This window comes from Chromohalobacter sp. 11-W (assembly GCF_029889905.1).
Classification (GTDB): Bacteria; Pseudomonadota; Gammaproteobacteria; order Pseudomonadales; family Halomonadaceae; genus Chromohalobacter.
On the sequence record NZ_JARANZ010000006.1, the window covers coordinates 44,679 to 60,127 of the forward strand.

Consider the following 15,449-nt stretch of genomic DNA (forward strand, 5'->3'; position numbering starts at 1 on the left):
TGACCAGAGGTCATGAAGGAAGGTTGGTGCCCGGGGTCGGACTCGAACCGACACGGTGTCGCCACCGGGGGATTTTGAATCCCCTGCGTCTACCAATTTCGCCACCCGGGCAGCGGAGACGTATTATACGGAGCAGATTGGCGACGTCAATCATTCGGGCCTGACTTCGTCGTCTGTCTCGACTATCATAGGCCGCCTTCGTCGAGCGCACGCCGTGCGTGCCTCATCTCCGATTTCAGTTTTCCGATTCCAGGTCGTTTTCTCCAACGCCATGCAGCGCGCCGATTTCCATTTCGATCTCCCCGATGAGCTGATCGCTCGTTACCCGTCCGAGACGCGCAGCGATTGCCGTCTGCTATGCCTGGACGATGAGAGCGGCGAGGTCCAGCACCGCCGTTTCACCGACCTGCTGACGCAGCTCGAGCCCGGCGACCTGCTGGTGTTCAACGACACCCGTGTGATTCCCGCGCGACTATTCGGGCAAAAAGCCAGCGGCGGGCGCGTGGAGATGCTCCTCGAACGCCCGCTGGATGCGCACCGGGGCCTGGCGCATCTGCGCGCCAGCAAGGCTCCCAAGCCCGGCACCGAGCTGATTTTCGAGGGCGACATCCACGCGGTGGTCGAGGAGCGCCATGAGGCCTTGTTCGAGCTGCGTTTCCTGGGCGAGACGCCGATGATCGAATTGCTCGAACGTCACGGACATATGCCCCTGCCGCCTTATATCGACCGTGAGGATGAGCTCGACGATCGCGAGCGCTATCAGACCGTCTACGCCCGACGTGAGGGCGCGGTGGCGGCACCCACCGCTGGCCTGCATTTCGACGAGTCGCTGATGGCGGCGCTGCGCGAGCGTGGTGTGGAGATGGGCTATGTCACTCTGCATGTGGGCGCGGGTACCTTCCAACCGGTACGCGTGGACGATATTCGCGAGCACCATATGCACAGCGAATGGCTGGAAGTCGACGAAACACTCTGTCGCCAGGTCGAGGCCACGCGGGCACGCGGCAAGCGCGTCATCGCTGTGGGCACGACCAGCGTGCGCTGCCTGGAAACCGCCAGCCAAGGCCGCGACGACGGCCGCATCGCACCTTACCGTGGCGATACCGATATCTTCATCTATCCCGGTTACGCTTGGCGCTGTGTCGATGCGCTGATCACCAACTTCCACTTGCCCGAGTCGACCCTATTGATGCTGGTCTCGGCGTTCGCCGGCTATCGCCAGGTGATGCATGCCTACCGCGAAGCCGTCGCCGAGCGCTACGCCTTCTTCAGTTATGGCGATGCCATGTTGCTCAGCCGGGCTGAGACGTCACACCCCTTTCCCGAGACTTCCCATGCGTAACGAAAGTTTCATGCGTTTCGAGCGCCTCGCCGAAGACGGCATGGCACGACGCGGCCGTTTGAGCTTCCCTCGCGGCAGCGTAGAAACGCCCGCCTTCATGCCGGTGGGCACCTACGGCACGGTCAAGGGCATGACGCCCCAGTCGGTGAAGGACATCGGCGCCGAGATCATTCTCGGCAACACCTTTCATCTATGGCTGCGCCCTGGCACCGAGGTCATCGAGACGCACGGCGACCTGCATGACTTCGCCCAATGGGACAAGCCGATCCTCACCGACTCCGGCGGCTTCCAGGTCTTTTCGCTGGGCGACATGCGCAAGATCACCGAGGAAGGCGTGCATTTCCGCTCCCCCGTGGACGGCGCCAAGGTCTTCATGGGCCCCGAGGAATCGATGGCCGTGCAGCGCTCGCTGGGCTCGGACATCGTGATGATCTTCGATGAATGCACGCCCTACCCGGCCACCGAGACAGAGGCCAAGCACTCGATGGAGATGTCGCTGCGTTGGGCCGAGCGCTCGCGCATCGCGCACGGCGACTCGCCCTCGGCGCTATTCGGCATCATTCAGGGCGGCATGTATCCCGAGCTTCGCGAGCGCTCCCTAAAGGGGCTTTTGGACATCGGCTTCGACGGGCTTGCCATCGGCGGTTTGTCAGTGGGCGAACCCAAGGAGGAGATGCTCAAGGTACTCGACTATTTGCCGGGCTGGATGCCGGACGACAAGCCACGCTACCTGATGGGTGTCGGCAAGCCCGAGGACCTGGTCGAAGGCGTACGGCGCGGGGTGGATATGTTCGACTGCGTGATGCCCACACGCAACGCGCGCAATGGCCATCTTTTCACTGCGGATGGCACCGTCAAGATCCGTAATGCCCAGCATCGCCACTCCACGCAGGCACTCGAAGCGGATTGCGATTGTCATACGTGCCAGCACTTCACGCGCAGCTATCTGCACCACCTGGACCGTTGTGGCGAAATGCTCGGCGCGATGCTCAATACCGTGCACAATCTACGCTATTACCAGCGCGTCATGGCTGGTTTGCGCACTGCCATTGAAGCGGGTACATTGACTGCCTTTGTCGAGGACTTCTACGCACGGCGCGGCATGCCGGTGCCGCCGCTGTCAGCGTAATCCAAGGCCATCCGGGATACGCTCTCGGGTCCAGGTTCACCCCCAACTACCATCCGGAGATAACAATCCATGCTGGAGTTTTTCATTCCCGCAGCTCACGCGCAGGATGCTTCCCCCGCGGGCGGCGGCATTGCCCAGATCGTCATGCTAGTCGGCTTCGTGCTGATCTTCTACTTTCTGCTATGGCGCCCGCAGTCCAAGCGTGCGAAGCAGCACAAACAACTGATCAGCAATCTGGCCAAGGGCGATGAGATCGTCATCGGTGGCGGCCTGATGGGACGTGTCACCAATGTCGGCGACGATTTCATCAGCTTGGAAATCGCCGAAGGCACCGAGGTGAACGTTCAGAAGAACTCCGTCGCCGCGGTATTGCCCAAGGGCACCCTGAAGTCCATCTGATCCCCGATCAGGAGGCGCGAAACCGCTCCTCCTCAACGCCACCGGCCATGCTCTATGGTCGGTGGTTGTCTTCTGCGTCAGCAACAAGGACAGGGCTTCCATGCTCAACCGTTATCCCCTGTGGAAGTATCTGCTGATACTCATCGTACTTCTCGTCGGCATCATCTACGCGTTACCCAATCTTTACCCCGCCGACCCCGCCGTTCAGATCAGCAGTACCGCCAGCGGCACCGCACTCGATCAAGAGCGTCTCGATCGCTTGACCCAAGCGCTCGAGGACGAAGGCATCGACATCAAGCAAAGCGAACTGGATGGCAACAGCGCGCTGATTCGCCTCGACGAGGCCGATCAGCAAATCGCTGCCCGCGACATTCTCGACGATCACCTGGGCGACGCCTACACCGTGGCACTCAACCTCGCCGACGCGACACCCGACTGGTTGGCCGGCCTTTCCGCCGCCCCCATGAAGCTCGGGCTCGACCTTCAGGGCGGGGTGCACTTCCTGCTGGAAGTCGACATGGACGCCGCCGTCCAGCAACGCCTGGAAGCGAATGCCAGCGCCGTCCGCGACATCCTGCGTGACGAGCGTATCCGCTATCGTGACACCGAGATCGGCGATCGTACGATTACGTTCCAGTTCGCCAGTGAGGATGATCGCAACGCTGCGCGCGATTTGATCGCCGACCAGTTTCCTGACTTCGACTACGAGAACGAAGACAGCAGTAGTGGTGCGGCCCTGACAATGACCTTCACCGAACAGGCCGTTCAGGCACTGCAGGACTATGCCGTCAATCAGAACCTGACGACGATCCGCAACCGCGTCAACGAGCTGGGCGTCTCGGAACCACTGGTGCAACGCCAGGGCCCCAGCCGCATCGTCGTCGAGCTGCCCGGCGTGCAGGACACCGCCGCCGCCAAGCGTATCGTGGGGGCCACGGCGAACCTGGAGTTCCGCCTGGAAGCCCGCCCGGATACGCCCGAGCGCGAAATCGAAACGCTCAACTTTCGCAATGACGAAAACCGCAGCGCAGAGTTGATGCGTGACGTCATCGTCACCGGCGATCATGTCTCCAGCGCCAGCCGCAGCTTCGATCAAAACAACCGTCCGCAGGTCAACATCAACCTCGATGGCACCGGTGGTTCGATGATGAGCCGTGCCACGCGCTCCAATATCGGGCGCAACATGGCGGTCGTCTTCATCGAGCACAAGACCCGTACACACACGGTGATGGAAGACGGTGAAGAGGTCGAAAAACGCGAGGCCTATACCGAGCGCGGCATCATCAGTCTGGCGACCATACAAAGCGCCTTGAGCAATCGTTTCCGCATCACCGGCCTCGATTCCTCGAGCGAGGCGGCGGACCTGGCCTTGCTGCTGCGCTCCGGCTCGCTGGCGGCGCCCATCTATTTCGCCCAGGAACGTACTATCGGCCCTAGCTTGGGCGCCCAGAACATCAGCCAGGGCATCCTGTCGGTAGAACTCGGGCTGTTGCTCGTGGTGCTGTTCATGCTGGTGCGCTACAAGGCCTTTGGCGTGGTCGCCAATGTCGCGCTGGGGCTAAACCTGGTGCTGCTGGTTGCTGCGATGTCGATGCTCGGTGCCACTCTGACGCTCCCCGGGATCGCCGGGATCGTGCTGACCCTGGGCATGGCGGTCGATGCCAACGTCTTGATATTCGAACGAATACGTGAAGAGATCAGGGCCAAAATGCCTGCACAACAGGCTATACACGCTGGCTTCGAGCGCGCCTTTACCTCGATCGTCGACGCCAACATCACCACCCTGCTGGTGGCGGTCATTCTGTTCTCGATCGGCACCGGGCCGGTCAAAGGCTTCGCCGTCACGCTGTCGCTGGGCATTCTGACCTCGATGTTTACCGCCATCCTGGTCTCACGTGCCCTGATCAACCTCACCATCGGCGGACGCCCGCTGAAGAAAATCTGGATCTGAGGAGAGCGAGCGATGCGACAGTTAGACTTCATGGGCAAACGCCGCATAGCCTTCGCCGTTTCCGTGCTGCTCGCGGTCGTTGCGATCGGTGCCCTGGCGTTCAAAGGCCTCAACCTGGGCCTGGACTTCACCGGCGGCACGTTGGTGGAAGTCCGCTATGAGCAAGCCCCAGCCCTCGACGACCTGCGCAGCAAATTGGGCGACAAAGGCTTCGAGGATGCCCAGGTGCAAACCTTCGGCACCTCCAATGACATCCTCGTGCGCCTGCAGCAGACATTCGACAACGATGTCGGGCAACGCGTCGTGGGTATTCTGGACAGCGAAGCGAATCCGGTTGACCTGGTCCGCGCCGAGTTCGTGGGTGCGCAGGTCGGTGATCAGCTACGCGATCAGAGCGGCATGGGCATGCTGCTGGCCCTGGCGGTGGTCATGGTGTACGTGGCGTTCCGCTTCCAGTACAAGTTCGCGCTCGGCGCCCTGATCTCCCTCGGCCATGACGTGGTGATCATACTCGGCATCTTCGCGCTGTTCGGGCTGGACTTCGATTTGACGGTCCTGGCCGCCATATTGGCGGTGATCGGTTACTCGCTCAACGACACCATCATCGTCTACGACCGAATACGCGAGAATATCCGCAAATCGCAAATCGACGACATGGCGCAGATATTCAACGAGTCGATCAACCAGACCCTGGCGCGCACCATGGCGACATCGGGAACCACATTGCTGGTACTTCTGGCACTGTTCTTCCTCGGTGGAGACATGATCCACAACTTCTCGATCGCCTTGATACTCGGCGTCGTCGCGGGGACCTTCTCATCGGTGTACGTGGCCGCCGCGTTGTTGCTCGCTATCAAACTGCAGCGCCAGGACCTGATCCGAACGAAGAAGGAAAGCGACGAGGAAGAAGAACTGCCCTGAGCCATCATCGGCCTAGCAGCTTTTCAGTCTCCAATACGCCTCCCCCTCGGGAGGCGTATTGCGTTGGGGGCTTGTATGGTTTGGACTAGTCGCGCGACACAATCTTCAGCCCATGACGGCGCAGCTTGCGCACCACGCTGGGCTGGCTGATACCCAGGCGCTCGGCCATGGCATAGGTGCTCGACAACCGCATCGCCAACTCGCCGAGGATCTCGGCCTCGACGGCCTCCAGCGTCTCGCGCAGGGAGCGCCCTTCTTCCAGCGTCGCCAGCGAACTGTCGCCCCGTGCCGCTGTACTCATGCGCGCTGGCGCCACGTCACGCTCCTCCATCGGTGCCCCGATAACGCCGCCCTCGGCGGATAACCAGGCGCGTTCAAGCCAGTTCTCCAGCTCGCGGACGTTCCCTAGCCAGTCGCCCCCCATCAACTCCGGCCACACGCGAGGATGCAGCACCTTGTCCATGCCATAGCGCTCGTTGAGCCGGGCGAGCTGGCGTTCCGCGAGGCCGGGGATATCTTCTCGGCGCTCGCGCAAGGGCGGCAGCGTAACGGGGATCACATTGAGCCGATAGTAAAGGTCGAGGCGAAAACGCCCCTCCTCCACGCGTTGCGCCAGGTCCTGGTTGGTGGCGACCACTAGGCGAAAATCGACTCGCCGCGAGCGCGTATCGCCCAGCCGCGTCAGGTAACCGTCCTGAATCACCTTCAGCAGTTTGCTTTGCATGGCCAGGGGCAACTCGCCGATTTCGTCGAGAAATAACGTGCCCTTGTGGGCCTGCTCCAGGAGCCCGGCCTTGCCCATCCGTGCGGCGCCGCTGAACGCGCCGGGTTGATAGCCGAACATCTCGGATTCGAACAGCGACTCGGGGATCGCCGCGCAATTGACGTCCACGAAGGCGCCATCGCACCGCTGGCTCCAACGATGCAACTGGCGCGCAAAGGCTGTCTTGCCGACCCCCGACTCACCGAGCATCAGCACCGTGGCGTCGGTCGGCGCCACCCGCTTGATGAGCTGCGCCACCTCATGCATGACCTGACTGCGCACCTCCAGCGATTCCAGCTCTAACGCATCCCCCGCTGCCGGCGCGCCGCCACGCTTGAGATGCTCGTTAAAGCGGCGCTGGAGAAGTGCGTATTCATCCTGCAGCAGGCGCAGATCGGTCATGTCCATGGAGCGACTGATGACGCGCACCAAGCGCCCGGATGCGTACACCGGATATGCCTCAGCGATGACTTGGCGTCCCGTACCGGTTCGCTGCATGACCTGCGCCGGCTGACCGGTTCGGATGACCTCGAGCGAGACCGAGGGCGATAGCACGCCGCGCGCTTCCAGCTCGTAGACCGTGGTCGCGCACAGCGACTCGCGACTCATGCCGTAGACGGCGGCACTTCCCGGGCTGACATCCAGCACCTGGCCATCAACATCGACGATGAAGACATGGTCGTGGCCGGTATGCACCAACGCCTCGAGCGTTTGTGCATCGATATCCTGATCTCGCATGCCATCCTCGATTCATTTTTGTATCGCGATACAATAGTGGATCACAGAAAGCCGTCGAGCAATACAAGACTGCATCACTCATGGCACTAAGTCATTGATTTTTCGTTGGCGATACTTGGCATGGTTCGTGCTTATAATAAGGAAGCACCAACAATAATCCACCGCTTTTACCAGGAGCCCAGCATGAGCGATCACGACGCCCCGCGTTTCAATCAACCCTTGGGCGGTAATGAGATGCCTCGCTTCGGCGGCATCGCGAGCATGATGCGTCTACCCACCCAGGCGAGCGCCGACGGGCTCGATGCTGCCTTCGTCGGCATTCCCATGGACATCGGCACTTCGAATCGCCCGGGCACCCGCCTGGGACCACGCCAGATTCGCGACGAGTCGCGCATGCTGCGGCCCTACAACATGGCCACCCGCGCGGCGCCGTTCGATAGTCTACAAGTGGCGGATACCGGCGACGTGGCGATCAATACCTTCGACCTGAAGAAAAGCGTCGAGATCATTCGCCAGCATTATCGTGAACTGCTCAGCCACGATGCCGTGCCGCTGACGCTCGGCGGCGACCACACCCTGACATGGCCGGTGCTGCAGGCCATCGCCGAGAAACACGGTCCGGTTGGGTTGATCCATATCGACGCCCATGCCGATATCAACCCACACATGTTCGGTGAGGAAGTCGCTCATGGCTGCCCGATTCGTCGCGCCCAGGAAGAGGGCCTGCTGGACAGCCAACGCGTGATCCAGATCGGGCTGCGTGGCACCGGCTACGCCGCCGATGACTTCGACTGGTGCCGCGAACAAGGCTTCCGCGTCGTGACCGCCGAGCAGTGCTGGTACAAGTCGCTAGAACCGTTGATGGCCGAAGTGCGCGAGCAGATGGGCGACCGCCCCGTGTACATCACCTTCGACATCGACGCTCTCGATCCCTCGGTGGCGCCCGGCACCGGCACCGCCGAAGCGGCCGGCCTGGCCATGTCGCAAGGCCTAGAGATCGTCCGTGGCGCCTGGGGACTGAATATCGTCGGCGGCGATCTGGTCGAAGTCGCACCGCCCTACGACACCAGCGGCAACACCGCGCTGATGGGCGCCACGTTGCTCTATGAAATGCTCTGCGTGCTGCCCGGCGTCAAGCGCCGCTAAGCCCTGCCCCTAACTGGGGGCTCTACAACAACAAGTGGTGACATCTATGTCTGCATCCCTCGATTCCACCGCCGCTGGCGGTGGAACTCCCGATAACGCGCCGCTGACGCCGCGCGGGCTTCTCAAGTTTCTCATCCCGTCGCTGATCGGCATCGGCATGTTTCTGGTGCCCTTCTCGACGGGCGACACCATCAATATCGGCATGGGACTGCTCGCCGATGGCCTCAAGGCGTTTCTCGGCGATGCCCTGCCCGCCATCGCCGTAGCCGTACTTTGCGCGTCGGCACTGCTGACCCTACTCGTCAAGTGTGCCAAACCCCGCTGGGCCCGCGAGAACGCCTTGGGTGAACTGTTCGACGTCGAGCCACTGTGGATGGCAATGCGTCTGCTGGGCGCCGTCTTCGCGGTCATGACCTATTTCCAGGTCGGCCCCGAGTTCGTGACCGCTTCTTTCACCGGCGGGGTCATGCTCAACGACCTGGCACCCGTACTGCTGACCTTTTTCTTTTTCGCCGCCATTCTGCTGCCTTTCCTGGTCGACTTCGGTTTCATGGAATTCATCGGCAGCCTAGTCCGCACGCCATTCCGCAAGATTTTCGGTCTGCCAGGACGCAGCGCCATCGACGCCACCGCTTCGTGGATGGGCTCAGGCACCGTGGGTGTGCTAATCACCACGCAGCAATACGAGCAGGGTTACTACAATCGGCGTGAGGCCTCGGCCATTGCCACCAACTTCTCCATCGTCTCGATTGCCTTTGCACTTCTGGTGACCAACTTCATCGGCATCAACCACCTCTTCGTGCCGTTTTATCTGACGGTGGTCGTGGCGGGCTTGGTGGCTGCGGTGATCGTCCCGCGCCTGCCGCCACTCTCGCGCAAGCCGAACACCTACCATGAACCTGTGGGTTGCCGCCTCGCCGAGGAACGCACCGGCACCAAGGGCCTATTTCGCTATAGCCTGGGCATGGCTGTGGACCGCGCCGACAAGGCACCGGGACCGCGTCAGTTGTTGCGCCATGCGCTGCTTAACGTCGCCGATATTTTCTTCGGTCTGCTGCCACTGGTCATCGCCATCGGCACCGTGGCCTTGATCCTCGCCGAGTTCACGCCGCTGTTCACTTGGTTGTCCTATCCGATGGTGCCGATTCTCGAGTGGATGCGCGTGCCCGAAGCGGCGGCCGCCGCGCCGGCCACGCTGGTCGGTTTCGCGGACATGTTCCTGCCCGCCGTGCTGGCCAGCGATATCGAGAGCGAACTGACGCGTTTCGTGATCGCCTGCCTGTCGTTGACGCAGTTGATCTACATGTCTGAAATCGGCGCCTTGCTGCTCAAGTCCAAGATTCCGCTCAAGCTCTGGGAACTGGTCGTCATCTTCCTGCTGCGTACCGCTATCACGTTGCCGATCATCGTCGTGATGGGCCACTGGCTGGTGGCGTAAGGAGCTCTCCATGACCAACGACACGAACTCGCCTTCCGCTCGCTCGATTAGCTGCGCCGAGGCACTGGTTCGCCTGCTGCGTGACAGTTACGCCGTGGATACGGTCTTCGGCATTCCCGGCGTGCATACCGTGCCGCTGTATCGCGGCCTGGAAGCGGGCGGCCTGCGCCACGTCACGCCGCGCCACGAACAGGGCGCAGGGTTCATGGCGGACGGCTATGCCCGCGCCAGCGGCAAGCCCGGAGTCTGTTTCATCATCACCGGGCCGGGAATGACCAATATCGCCACCGCCATGGGGCAGGCACTGGCCGATTCCGTCCCCATGCTGGTGATTTCCAGCGTCAACCGTCGCGACACCCTGGGACGCGGCCAAGGGCGCCTGCACGAGTTGCCCAGCCAGCAGAACGTGCTGGCGGGCGTGAGCCGTTTCAGCCACACCCTGCTCGATCCGAGCGCCTTGCCGGAAGTGCTAGCGCGTGCCTTTGCGGTCTTTCATTCCGAACGGCCAGGGCCAGTACATATCGAGATTCCCATCGATCTTTTCGATGCGCCGGTCTCGCTCCCCACCGATCATTCGCCGGCACGGCTCTACCGACCCGCGCCGCACCCCGATGGCGTACAGCTAGCCGCCGAGTGGCTACGTGAGGCTCATGCCCCACTGGTGTTATTGGGGGGAGGCTGTGCGGATGCATCAGAAGCGGCTCGGACGCTGGTCGAGCAGCTCGACGCACCGACCGTGACCACCATCAACGCCAAGGGAGTACTTGGGCGCGGGCATCCCCTCGACCTGGGCGCCAACGCCACCTGGCCCGATGTACGTGCGCTGGCTCGCGATGCCGACGTCATCCTCGCCGTGGGCACCGAGCTCGGCGAAACCGATTACGACGTGGTGTTCGACGACGGCTTCACGTTGACCGGTCGCTTGATTCGCATCGATCTGGAAGCGGAGCAACTGGTGCGCAACCAGGCGACGGCCCTGGGACTGGTCAGCGACGCCGGCACCGCGCTGTCGGCCCTGCTGGCGCACTTCCCTACCCCGCTCGCACACCACGGCGCGGAACGCACCCGCGCCATCCATGAAGCGCTGGCGCTGCCGACGCGTCCGGATATGGCGACGTTCGTGACGCTTTATGCCGCGCTCGATCACGCCTTGCCCGAGGCCATCATCGTCGGCGACTCCACCGCGCCGGTCTACGCCGGCAATCATCTCGTCGAGCGTGCGGCGCCACGGCACTACTTCAACGCCTCGACCGGTTACGGAACCCTGGGTTACGGTTTGCCGGCGGCATTTGGCGCCCAACTGGCCAAACCCGGCACACCGGTCGTGGCCCTGGTCGGCGATGGCGGCGCGATGTTCACCCTGAGCGAGCTGGCCACGGCCGTCGACGAAGGCCTGCCGGTGGTCGTGGTGCTCTGGAACAACGGCGGCTATGAGGAAATCCGCCGCTACATGGATGCGCATGGCGTCGCTCGCGTCGGCGTCGACCCCACGCCGCCCGATTTCCAGCGGCTGGCAGAAGGATTCGGCCTTACCTCGCATCGGGTCGAATCTCCCGCTGCCCTCGATCTCGCGCTCAGCAAGGTCTCGCGCACATCGCCGACGTTGATCGAGATCGACGCCGAACGCTGGCAGGCGGCGCTCGGCTGATGCGCATCGTCCACGGCGGTCATTTTCCCAGCTTTCCCGGGGCACGTTTACACGCCATGATCGATGCTTGGCGCCGTCACCACGCCCTTTAAAGGAGTCTACATGCAACAGCTCGATCATCAGTTCATCGACAATCGCTGGGTGGCCAGTCAAGGCACGCGGCGTTTGGCGGTGATGGATCCGTATCATGAGCGCCAGATCGCCGAGGTTACGGCCGGCGATGCCGAAGACGTCGACGCGGCAGTGAGCGCCGCTCGTCGCGCCCTGCCCGATTGGAGCGCCTTGGGCGGCGAGGCGCGCGGGGCCTATCTGGAGGCGCTGGCCGATGCCTTGACGGCGCGCCGCGAAGCGCTGATGGAGCTTTCCGCGACCAATAACGGCAAGGCCCTCGCCGAGGCCGGCATCGACCTCGACGACGCCATCGCCTGCTATCGTTACTACGCACGCCAGGCACGCGAGCTGGAAGCCCGGCAGGGGCGCCGTATCATGCATGACATCGAAGGTGTCGACGCCTATTGCTATGAAGATCCCGCCGGCGTGGTTGGCTTGATCACGCCGTGGAACTTCCCGCTGGTGACCAGCGCCTGGAAGATCGCGCCAGCCCTGGCGGCGGGCTGCACGGTGGTCTTCAAGCCCTCCGAGGTCACGCCGCTACCGGAACAGGTCCTCGCCGAGATCGCCCTGGAGATCGCGCTACCGCCCGGCGTGCTCAATCTGCTGCATGGCGATGGCGACGGTATCGGCGCGCCGCTGACGCGTCATGCCGGTATCGACAAGCTGTCGTTCACGGGCAGCAATGCCGTGGGCGAACGCGTGATGCAGGCCGCCGCCGAGGGCAGTCGCGGGGTGTCGCTGGAGCTCGGCGGCAAATCGCCGATCCTGGTGCTCGAGGATGCCGAGGTCGAACAGGCCGCCGACTGGGTCATGGCTGGTATCTACTTCAATAGCGGGCAGATTTGCTCGGCGACCTCACGCTTGATCGTGCACCAATCGCTTGCCGAGGCGCTCTATGAGGCGCTGGCGACACGCATCGACGCCATACGCCTGGGCGATCCGCTGGGCGCGGATACCGACATGGGCCCGATGACCAGCCAACGTCAGCGCGATCGGGTCCGCGACTACCTGGCCATCGCCGAGCGCGAAGGGCTTCAGGCAGTGCGCGACACACGTCACCGCCAATTGCCGGACCAGGGCTACTTTATCGCACCGACGCTGTATCGCGACGTACCCACCGATAGCCGTCTGTGGCGCGAAGAGGTTTTCGGCCCGGTGCTGTGCGCGCGCAGCGTCGCCTCCGACGAAGATGCCATCGCACTGGCCAACGCCAACGACTTCGGCCTGGCCGCCACGGTCATCAGCGGCGACCCTCAACGCGCCAAGCGCGTCGGACGGGCCCTGCGTGCCGGCAACATCTGGTACAACAGCGAGCAGATCGTCATGCCGGAAGCCAGCTGGGGCGGTTTCGGGCATAGCGGCATCGGCCGTGAGCTCGGTCCTTGGGGGCTCTCCGCCTATCTCGAGGTCAAACACTTGATCGGCCCGGCGGACTGACCGAAACGAGCCGCACAACGAAAAATACCCCGCCGAACGCGATGTCGGCGGGGTATTGCGTGCGGACCAGTCAAAAGGACTTACATCCGCGGTTTGAGCTGCTGTACCAGTGTCTTGTAAAGGCGCGGCGTAGCCGCCATGAGATTCTGCTCGATAGCGACCGTGGGACTACCGTCCGGCCCGCCCAGCAACGCACCGGCCTCCTTGAGGAGGAGACTGCCGACCATTTGATCCTGCTCCTCGAGTCCCAGCACGAAGGCAACATCGACACGGCCAGCAGCGAGTTGCGCGAGATCCAGAAGGCCACTACCGCTGCTGAGGAAGTTTTCGACCTGTGGCCCGAGGCCTTGAACCAAGGCCAAATACGTCGGCAGGTGGCGCGAACGCAGCCAGGGCTCCGGCAAACCGACGGCAATGCGCGCGCCCTCGACCGTGATGTGATTGGGCACGCGAATGCGGCGTCCATTGAGCTGCGCGCCACGCCCACGGCTGACCAGATACTCGTCGTCGCTGAAGGGGCAGACAATCACCGCATGCTCGGGCTTGCCCTTGACCAGACAGATAACGGAAATGGCGAAGTTGGGCGATGCCACGGCCAGGTTGGAATAACCGTGGAACGGCTCGATGCGCCAGTGGTAATCGGCGCCCTCACCTTCGCCGTCACGGTGCGCCGTATAGCGACCGGAAAGACCATGCTGGGGATAGCTGCGACGAAACTGCGCGTCGATAAGCGTTTCTGCGTTACGCGCAGTATCTTCCAGCAGCTGATCGAGCTGCCGGTCGCCACGCGCGACTTCGATGCGGTCGCGAGCACGCACGAACTGCTCGGCGGCACTACGCGCGGCGCGCAGTGCGAATTGAACCATGGGATGCATGATACGGGCCTGAATCTCGGAAACTGTTAAAGAACGTCGCACATCCTAGCAGAAGGCGCCCACGACGGGAAGTTTCGCGGCCTTCAAGCCATGATAGACTCGCCGTTCGTTTCTCAGCCGCGCGCCCTATCATCATGCTCGACAAACTGCGTATCGTTCTCATTGGCACCAGCCATCCCGGCAACATCGGCGGCACAGCCCGCGCCATGCACAATATGGGCCTTGCCGATCTTGCCCTCGTCGCGCCCCGCTGCGAGGTATACGGCGCCGAATCCCACGCTCGCGCGTCCGGTGCCGATGCCCTGGTGAGTAATGCCAAGGTGTATGCCACGCTCGAGGAGGCTGTCGGTGATTGCACCTTCGTGGTCGGCGCCAGCGCTCGTGTGCGTCATCTCCCCTGGCCCATGCTCACCCCGCGCGCGCTGGGCGAACGCCTCCCTGGCGAGTGCGCGCCCGAGGCCGCCCAGGCCGCGCTGGTTTTTGGGCGCGAGGACAGCGGCATGACCAACGGCGAGCTGCAGCGCTGCCATGCCCATGTGCACATCCCCACCAACCCCGATTTCAGCTCACTCAACCTGGCCGCTGCGGTCCAGGTGCTGGCCTATGAATGTCGACTGGCGGCACTGGGCGCGGACGACGCTGCGGATACGCCGTTCGGGGTCGAATGGGACAACCCGCCGGCCAGTCATGACGATCTGGAGCGCTTCTTCGCTCATCTCGAACAGACGCTGACCGAGATCGACTTTCACGACCCCGACAACCCGCGTCAGTTGATGGCACGTCTACGCCGACTCTTCATGCGTAGCCACATCGACAGCATGGAAATGAATATCTTGCGCGGCATTCTCGGGGCCGTGAACAAGCAAAGCCGGGCACTGGCCCGCCAGGAGAGCCACGACGGGAATGGTTGACCGCGTTACTGGGTTTTCCCATAATACGGACACGTTTCAGGCAAACATTCCATACGGATTGCATGTCCTGCCTGGTCAATCGCTTCATCACCGACGCCCGATTACCTCAACTTATGCGCTTGACGACCAAGGGACGCTACGCCGTCACCGCGATGCTGGACCTGGCGCTGCATGCCGATGCCGGCCCCATCAGCCTCGCCGACATTTCCAAACGCCAAGCGATTTCACTGTCCTATCTGGAACAGCTGTTCGCGCGGCTCAAGCGTGCCGAACTGGTCAATAGCGTGCGTGGCCCGGGCGGCGGTTACATGCTCGCGCATGCGTCCAGCGCCATTTCGGTGGCTGCGGTCATCGGTGCGGTAGACGAGTCTGTGGACGCGACGCGCTGCCAGGGGCTCTCGGACTGCCAGCAGGGCGATACCTGCCTGACGCACCATTTGTGGTGCGATCTGTCGGATAAGATTCATGGCTTCCTCGACGCCATCACGCTCGCCGAGCTGGTGGAGCGCCAGGAGGTCCGCGATATCGCCGCCCGCCAGCAGCGCGTCGCGCCGGAGACGATCAGCACCGATACCATCAGCATTGCGCCGCAATGACCGTGCGGAGCAGTAGGCGCCAGCGCCATCATCGATACGAG

At 62.8% G+C, this 15,449-nt stretch carries 13 protein-coding genes and 1 tRNA gene; 11 read left to right on the forward strand and 3 right to left on the reverse strand.

The genetic code is table 11. The features are described 5' to 3' along the window. Window positions 1-24: 24 nt before the first annotated feature. Window positions 25-111 (reverse strand) — tRNA-Leu (locus OP494_RS09815). Window positions 112-271: 160 nt separating this feature from the next. On the opposite strand from OP494_RS09815, the gene queA reads away from it, so the two are divergent. From queA to secF, 5 genes are all read left to right on the forward strand, one after another. After that, complete coding sequence (queA, locus tag OP494_RS09820) at window positions 272-1,342, forward strand: tRNA preQ1(34) S-adenosylmethionine ribosyltransferase-isomerase QueA (RefSeq protein WP_280540761.1); 1,071 nt, start codon at window positions 272-274, stop codon at window positions 1,340-1,342. A gap of 10 nt (window positions 1,343-1,352) precedes the next feature. After that, window positions 1,353-2,471 (forward strand): tRNA guanosine(34) transglycosylase Tgt, encoded by a 1,119-nt coding sequence (gene tgt, locus OP494_RS09825; RefSeq protein WP_280540762.1) that lies wholly within the window; start codon window positions 1,353-1,355, stop codon window positions 2,469-2,471. 69 nt (window positions 2,472-2,540) lie between these two features. Then, the gene (gene yajC / locus OP494_RS09830; RefSeq protein WP_040242920.1) at window positions 2,541-2,870 is read left to right on the forward strand and encodes a preprotein translocase subunit YajC; all 330 of its coding nucleotides are present in this window, start codon (window positions 2,541-2,543) and stop codon (window positions 2,868-2,870) included. 100 nt (window positions 2,871-2,970) lie between these two features. Then, complete coding sequence (gene secD / locus OP494_RS09835; protein WP_280540542.1) at window positions 2,971-4,821, forward strand: protein translocase subunit SecD; 1,851 nt, start codon at window positions 2,971-2,973, stop codon at window positions 4,819-4,821. 12 nt (window positions 4,822-4,833) lie between these two features. Next, window positions 4,834-5,742 (forward strand): protein translocase subunit SecF, encoded by a 909-nt coding sequence (gene secF, locus OP494_RS09840; RefSeq protein ID WP_280540543.1) that lies wholly within the window; start codon window positions 4,834-4,836, stop codon window positions 5,740-5,742. Window positions 5,743-5,827: 85 nt separating this feature from the next. Here secF and OP494_RS09845 read toward each other — a convergent pair whose 3' ends face one another. After that, window positions 5,828-7,243, reverse strand: a complete 1,416-nt coding sequence (locus OP494_RS09845; protein WP_280540544.1) for a sigma 54-interacting transcriptional regulator — start codon at window positions 7,241-7,243, stop codon at window positions 5,828-5,830. Between the two features lie 183 nt (window positions 7,244-7,426). Between OP494_RS09845 and speB the strand changes: the two genes are divergently transcribed. The 4 genes from speB (at window position 7,427) to OP494_RS09865 (ending at window position 13,026) form a co-directional block, all read left to right on the forward strand. Further along, window positions 7,427-8,389 (forward strand): agmatinase, encoded by a 963-nt coding sequence (speB, locus tag OP494_RS09850; protein ID WP_280540545.1) that lies wholly within the window; start codon window positions 7,427-7,429, stop codon window positions 8,387-8,389. A 46-nt stretch (window positions 8,390-8,435) separates the two neighbouring features. Further along, entirely contained in the window at window positions 8,436-9,827 is a 1,392-nt protein-coding gene (locus OP494_RS09855) for a YjiH family protein (protein WP_280540546.1), read from the forward strand. Window positions 9,828-9,837: 10 nt separating this feature from the next. Beyond that, window positions 9,838-11,475, forward strand: a complete 1,638-nt coding sequence (locus OP494_RS09860) for a 5-guanidino-2-oxopentanoate decarboxylase (protein ID WP_280540547.1) — start codon at window positions 9,838-9,840, stop codon at window positions 11,473-11,475. Between the two features lie 102 nt (window positions 11,476-11,577). Continuing rightward, window positions 11,578-13,026 (forward strand): aldehyde dehydrogenase family protein, encoded by a 1,449-nt coding sequence (locus tag OP494_RS09865; protein ID WP_280540548.1) that lies wholly within the window; start codon window positions 11,578-11,580, stop codon window positions 13,024-13,026. Between the two features lie 80 nt (window positions 13,027-13,106). Here OP494_RS09865 and OP494_RS09870 read toward each other — a convergent pair whose 3' ends face one another. Continuing rightward, a complete protein-coding gene (locus tag OP494_RS09870; protein WP_280540549.1) occupies window positions 13,107-13,901 on the reverse strand; it encodes an inositol monophosphatase family protein in 795 nt (264 codons plus the stop codon). Window positions 13,902-14,035: 134 nt separating this feature from the next. On the opposite strand from OP494_RS09870, the gene OP494_RS09875 reads away from it, so the two are divergent. Both OP494_RS09875 and iscR read left to right on the forward strand, forming a co-directional pair. Then, on the forward strand, window positions 14,036-14,812 hold the full coding sequence (locus OP494_RS09875) for an RNA methyltransferase (RefSeq protein WP_280540550.1): 777 nt from the start codon (window positions 14,036-14,038) through the stop codon (window positions 14,810-14,812). 113 nt (window positions 14,813-14,925) lie between these two features. Continuing rightward, entirely contained in the window at window positions 14,926-15,408 is a 483-nt protein-coding gene (gene iscR, locus OP494_RS09880) for a Fe-S cluster assembly transcriptional regulator IscR (RefSeq protein ID WP_280540763.1), read from the forward strand. Window positions 15,409-15,449 lie beyond the last annotated feature (41 nt).

Coding starts and splice junctions, on each gene's coding strand:
- queA (WP_280540761.1), top strand. CDS start 272: ATGCAGCGCGCCGATTTCCATTTCGATCTCCCCGATGAGCTGATCGCT.
- tgt (WP_280540762.1), top strand. CDS start 1,353: ATGCGTTTCGAGCGCCTCGCCGAAGACGGCATGGCACGACGCGGCCGT.
- yajC (WP_040242920.1), top strand. CDS start 2,541: ATGCTGGAGTTTTTCATTCCCGCAGCTCACGCGCAGGATGCTTCCCCC.
- secD (WP_280540542.1), top strand. CDS start 2,971: ATGCTCAACCGTTATCCCCTGTGGAAGTATCTGCTGATACTCATCGTA.
- secF (WP_280540543.1), top strand. CDS start 4,834: ATGCGACAGTTAGACTTCATGGGCAAACGCCGCATAGCCTTCGCCGTT.
- OP494_RS09845 (WP_280540544.1), bottom strand. CDS start 7,243: ATGCGAGATCAGGATATCGATGCACAAACGCTCGAGGCGTTGGTGCAT.
- speB (WP_280540545.1), top strand. CDS start 7,427: ATGAGCGATCACGACGCCCCGCGTTTCAATCAACCCTTGGGCGGTAAT.
- OP494_RS09855 (WP_280540546.1), top strand. CDS start 8,436: ATGTCTGCATCCCTCGATTCCACCGCCGCTGGCGGTGGAACTCCCGAT.
- OP494_RS09860 (WP_280540547.1), top strand. CDS start 9,838: ATGACCAACGACACGAACTCGCCTTCCGCTCGCTCGATTAGCTGCGCC.
- OP494_RS09865 (WP_280540548.1), top strand. CDS start 11,578: ATGCAACAGCTCGATCATCAGTTCATCGACAATCGCTGGGTGGCCAGT.
- OP494_RS09870 (WP_280540549.1), bottom strand. CDS start 13,901: ATGCATCCCATGGTTCAATTCGCACTGCGCGCCGCGCGTAGTGCCGCC.
- OP494_RS09875 (WP_280540550.1), top strand. CDS start 14,036: ATGCTCGACAAACTGCGTATCGTTCTCATTGGCACCAGCCATCCCGGC.
- iscR (WP_280540763.1), top strand. CDS start 14,926: ATGCGCTTGACGACCAAGGGACGCTACGCCGTCACCGCGATGCTGGAC.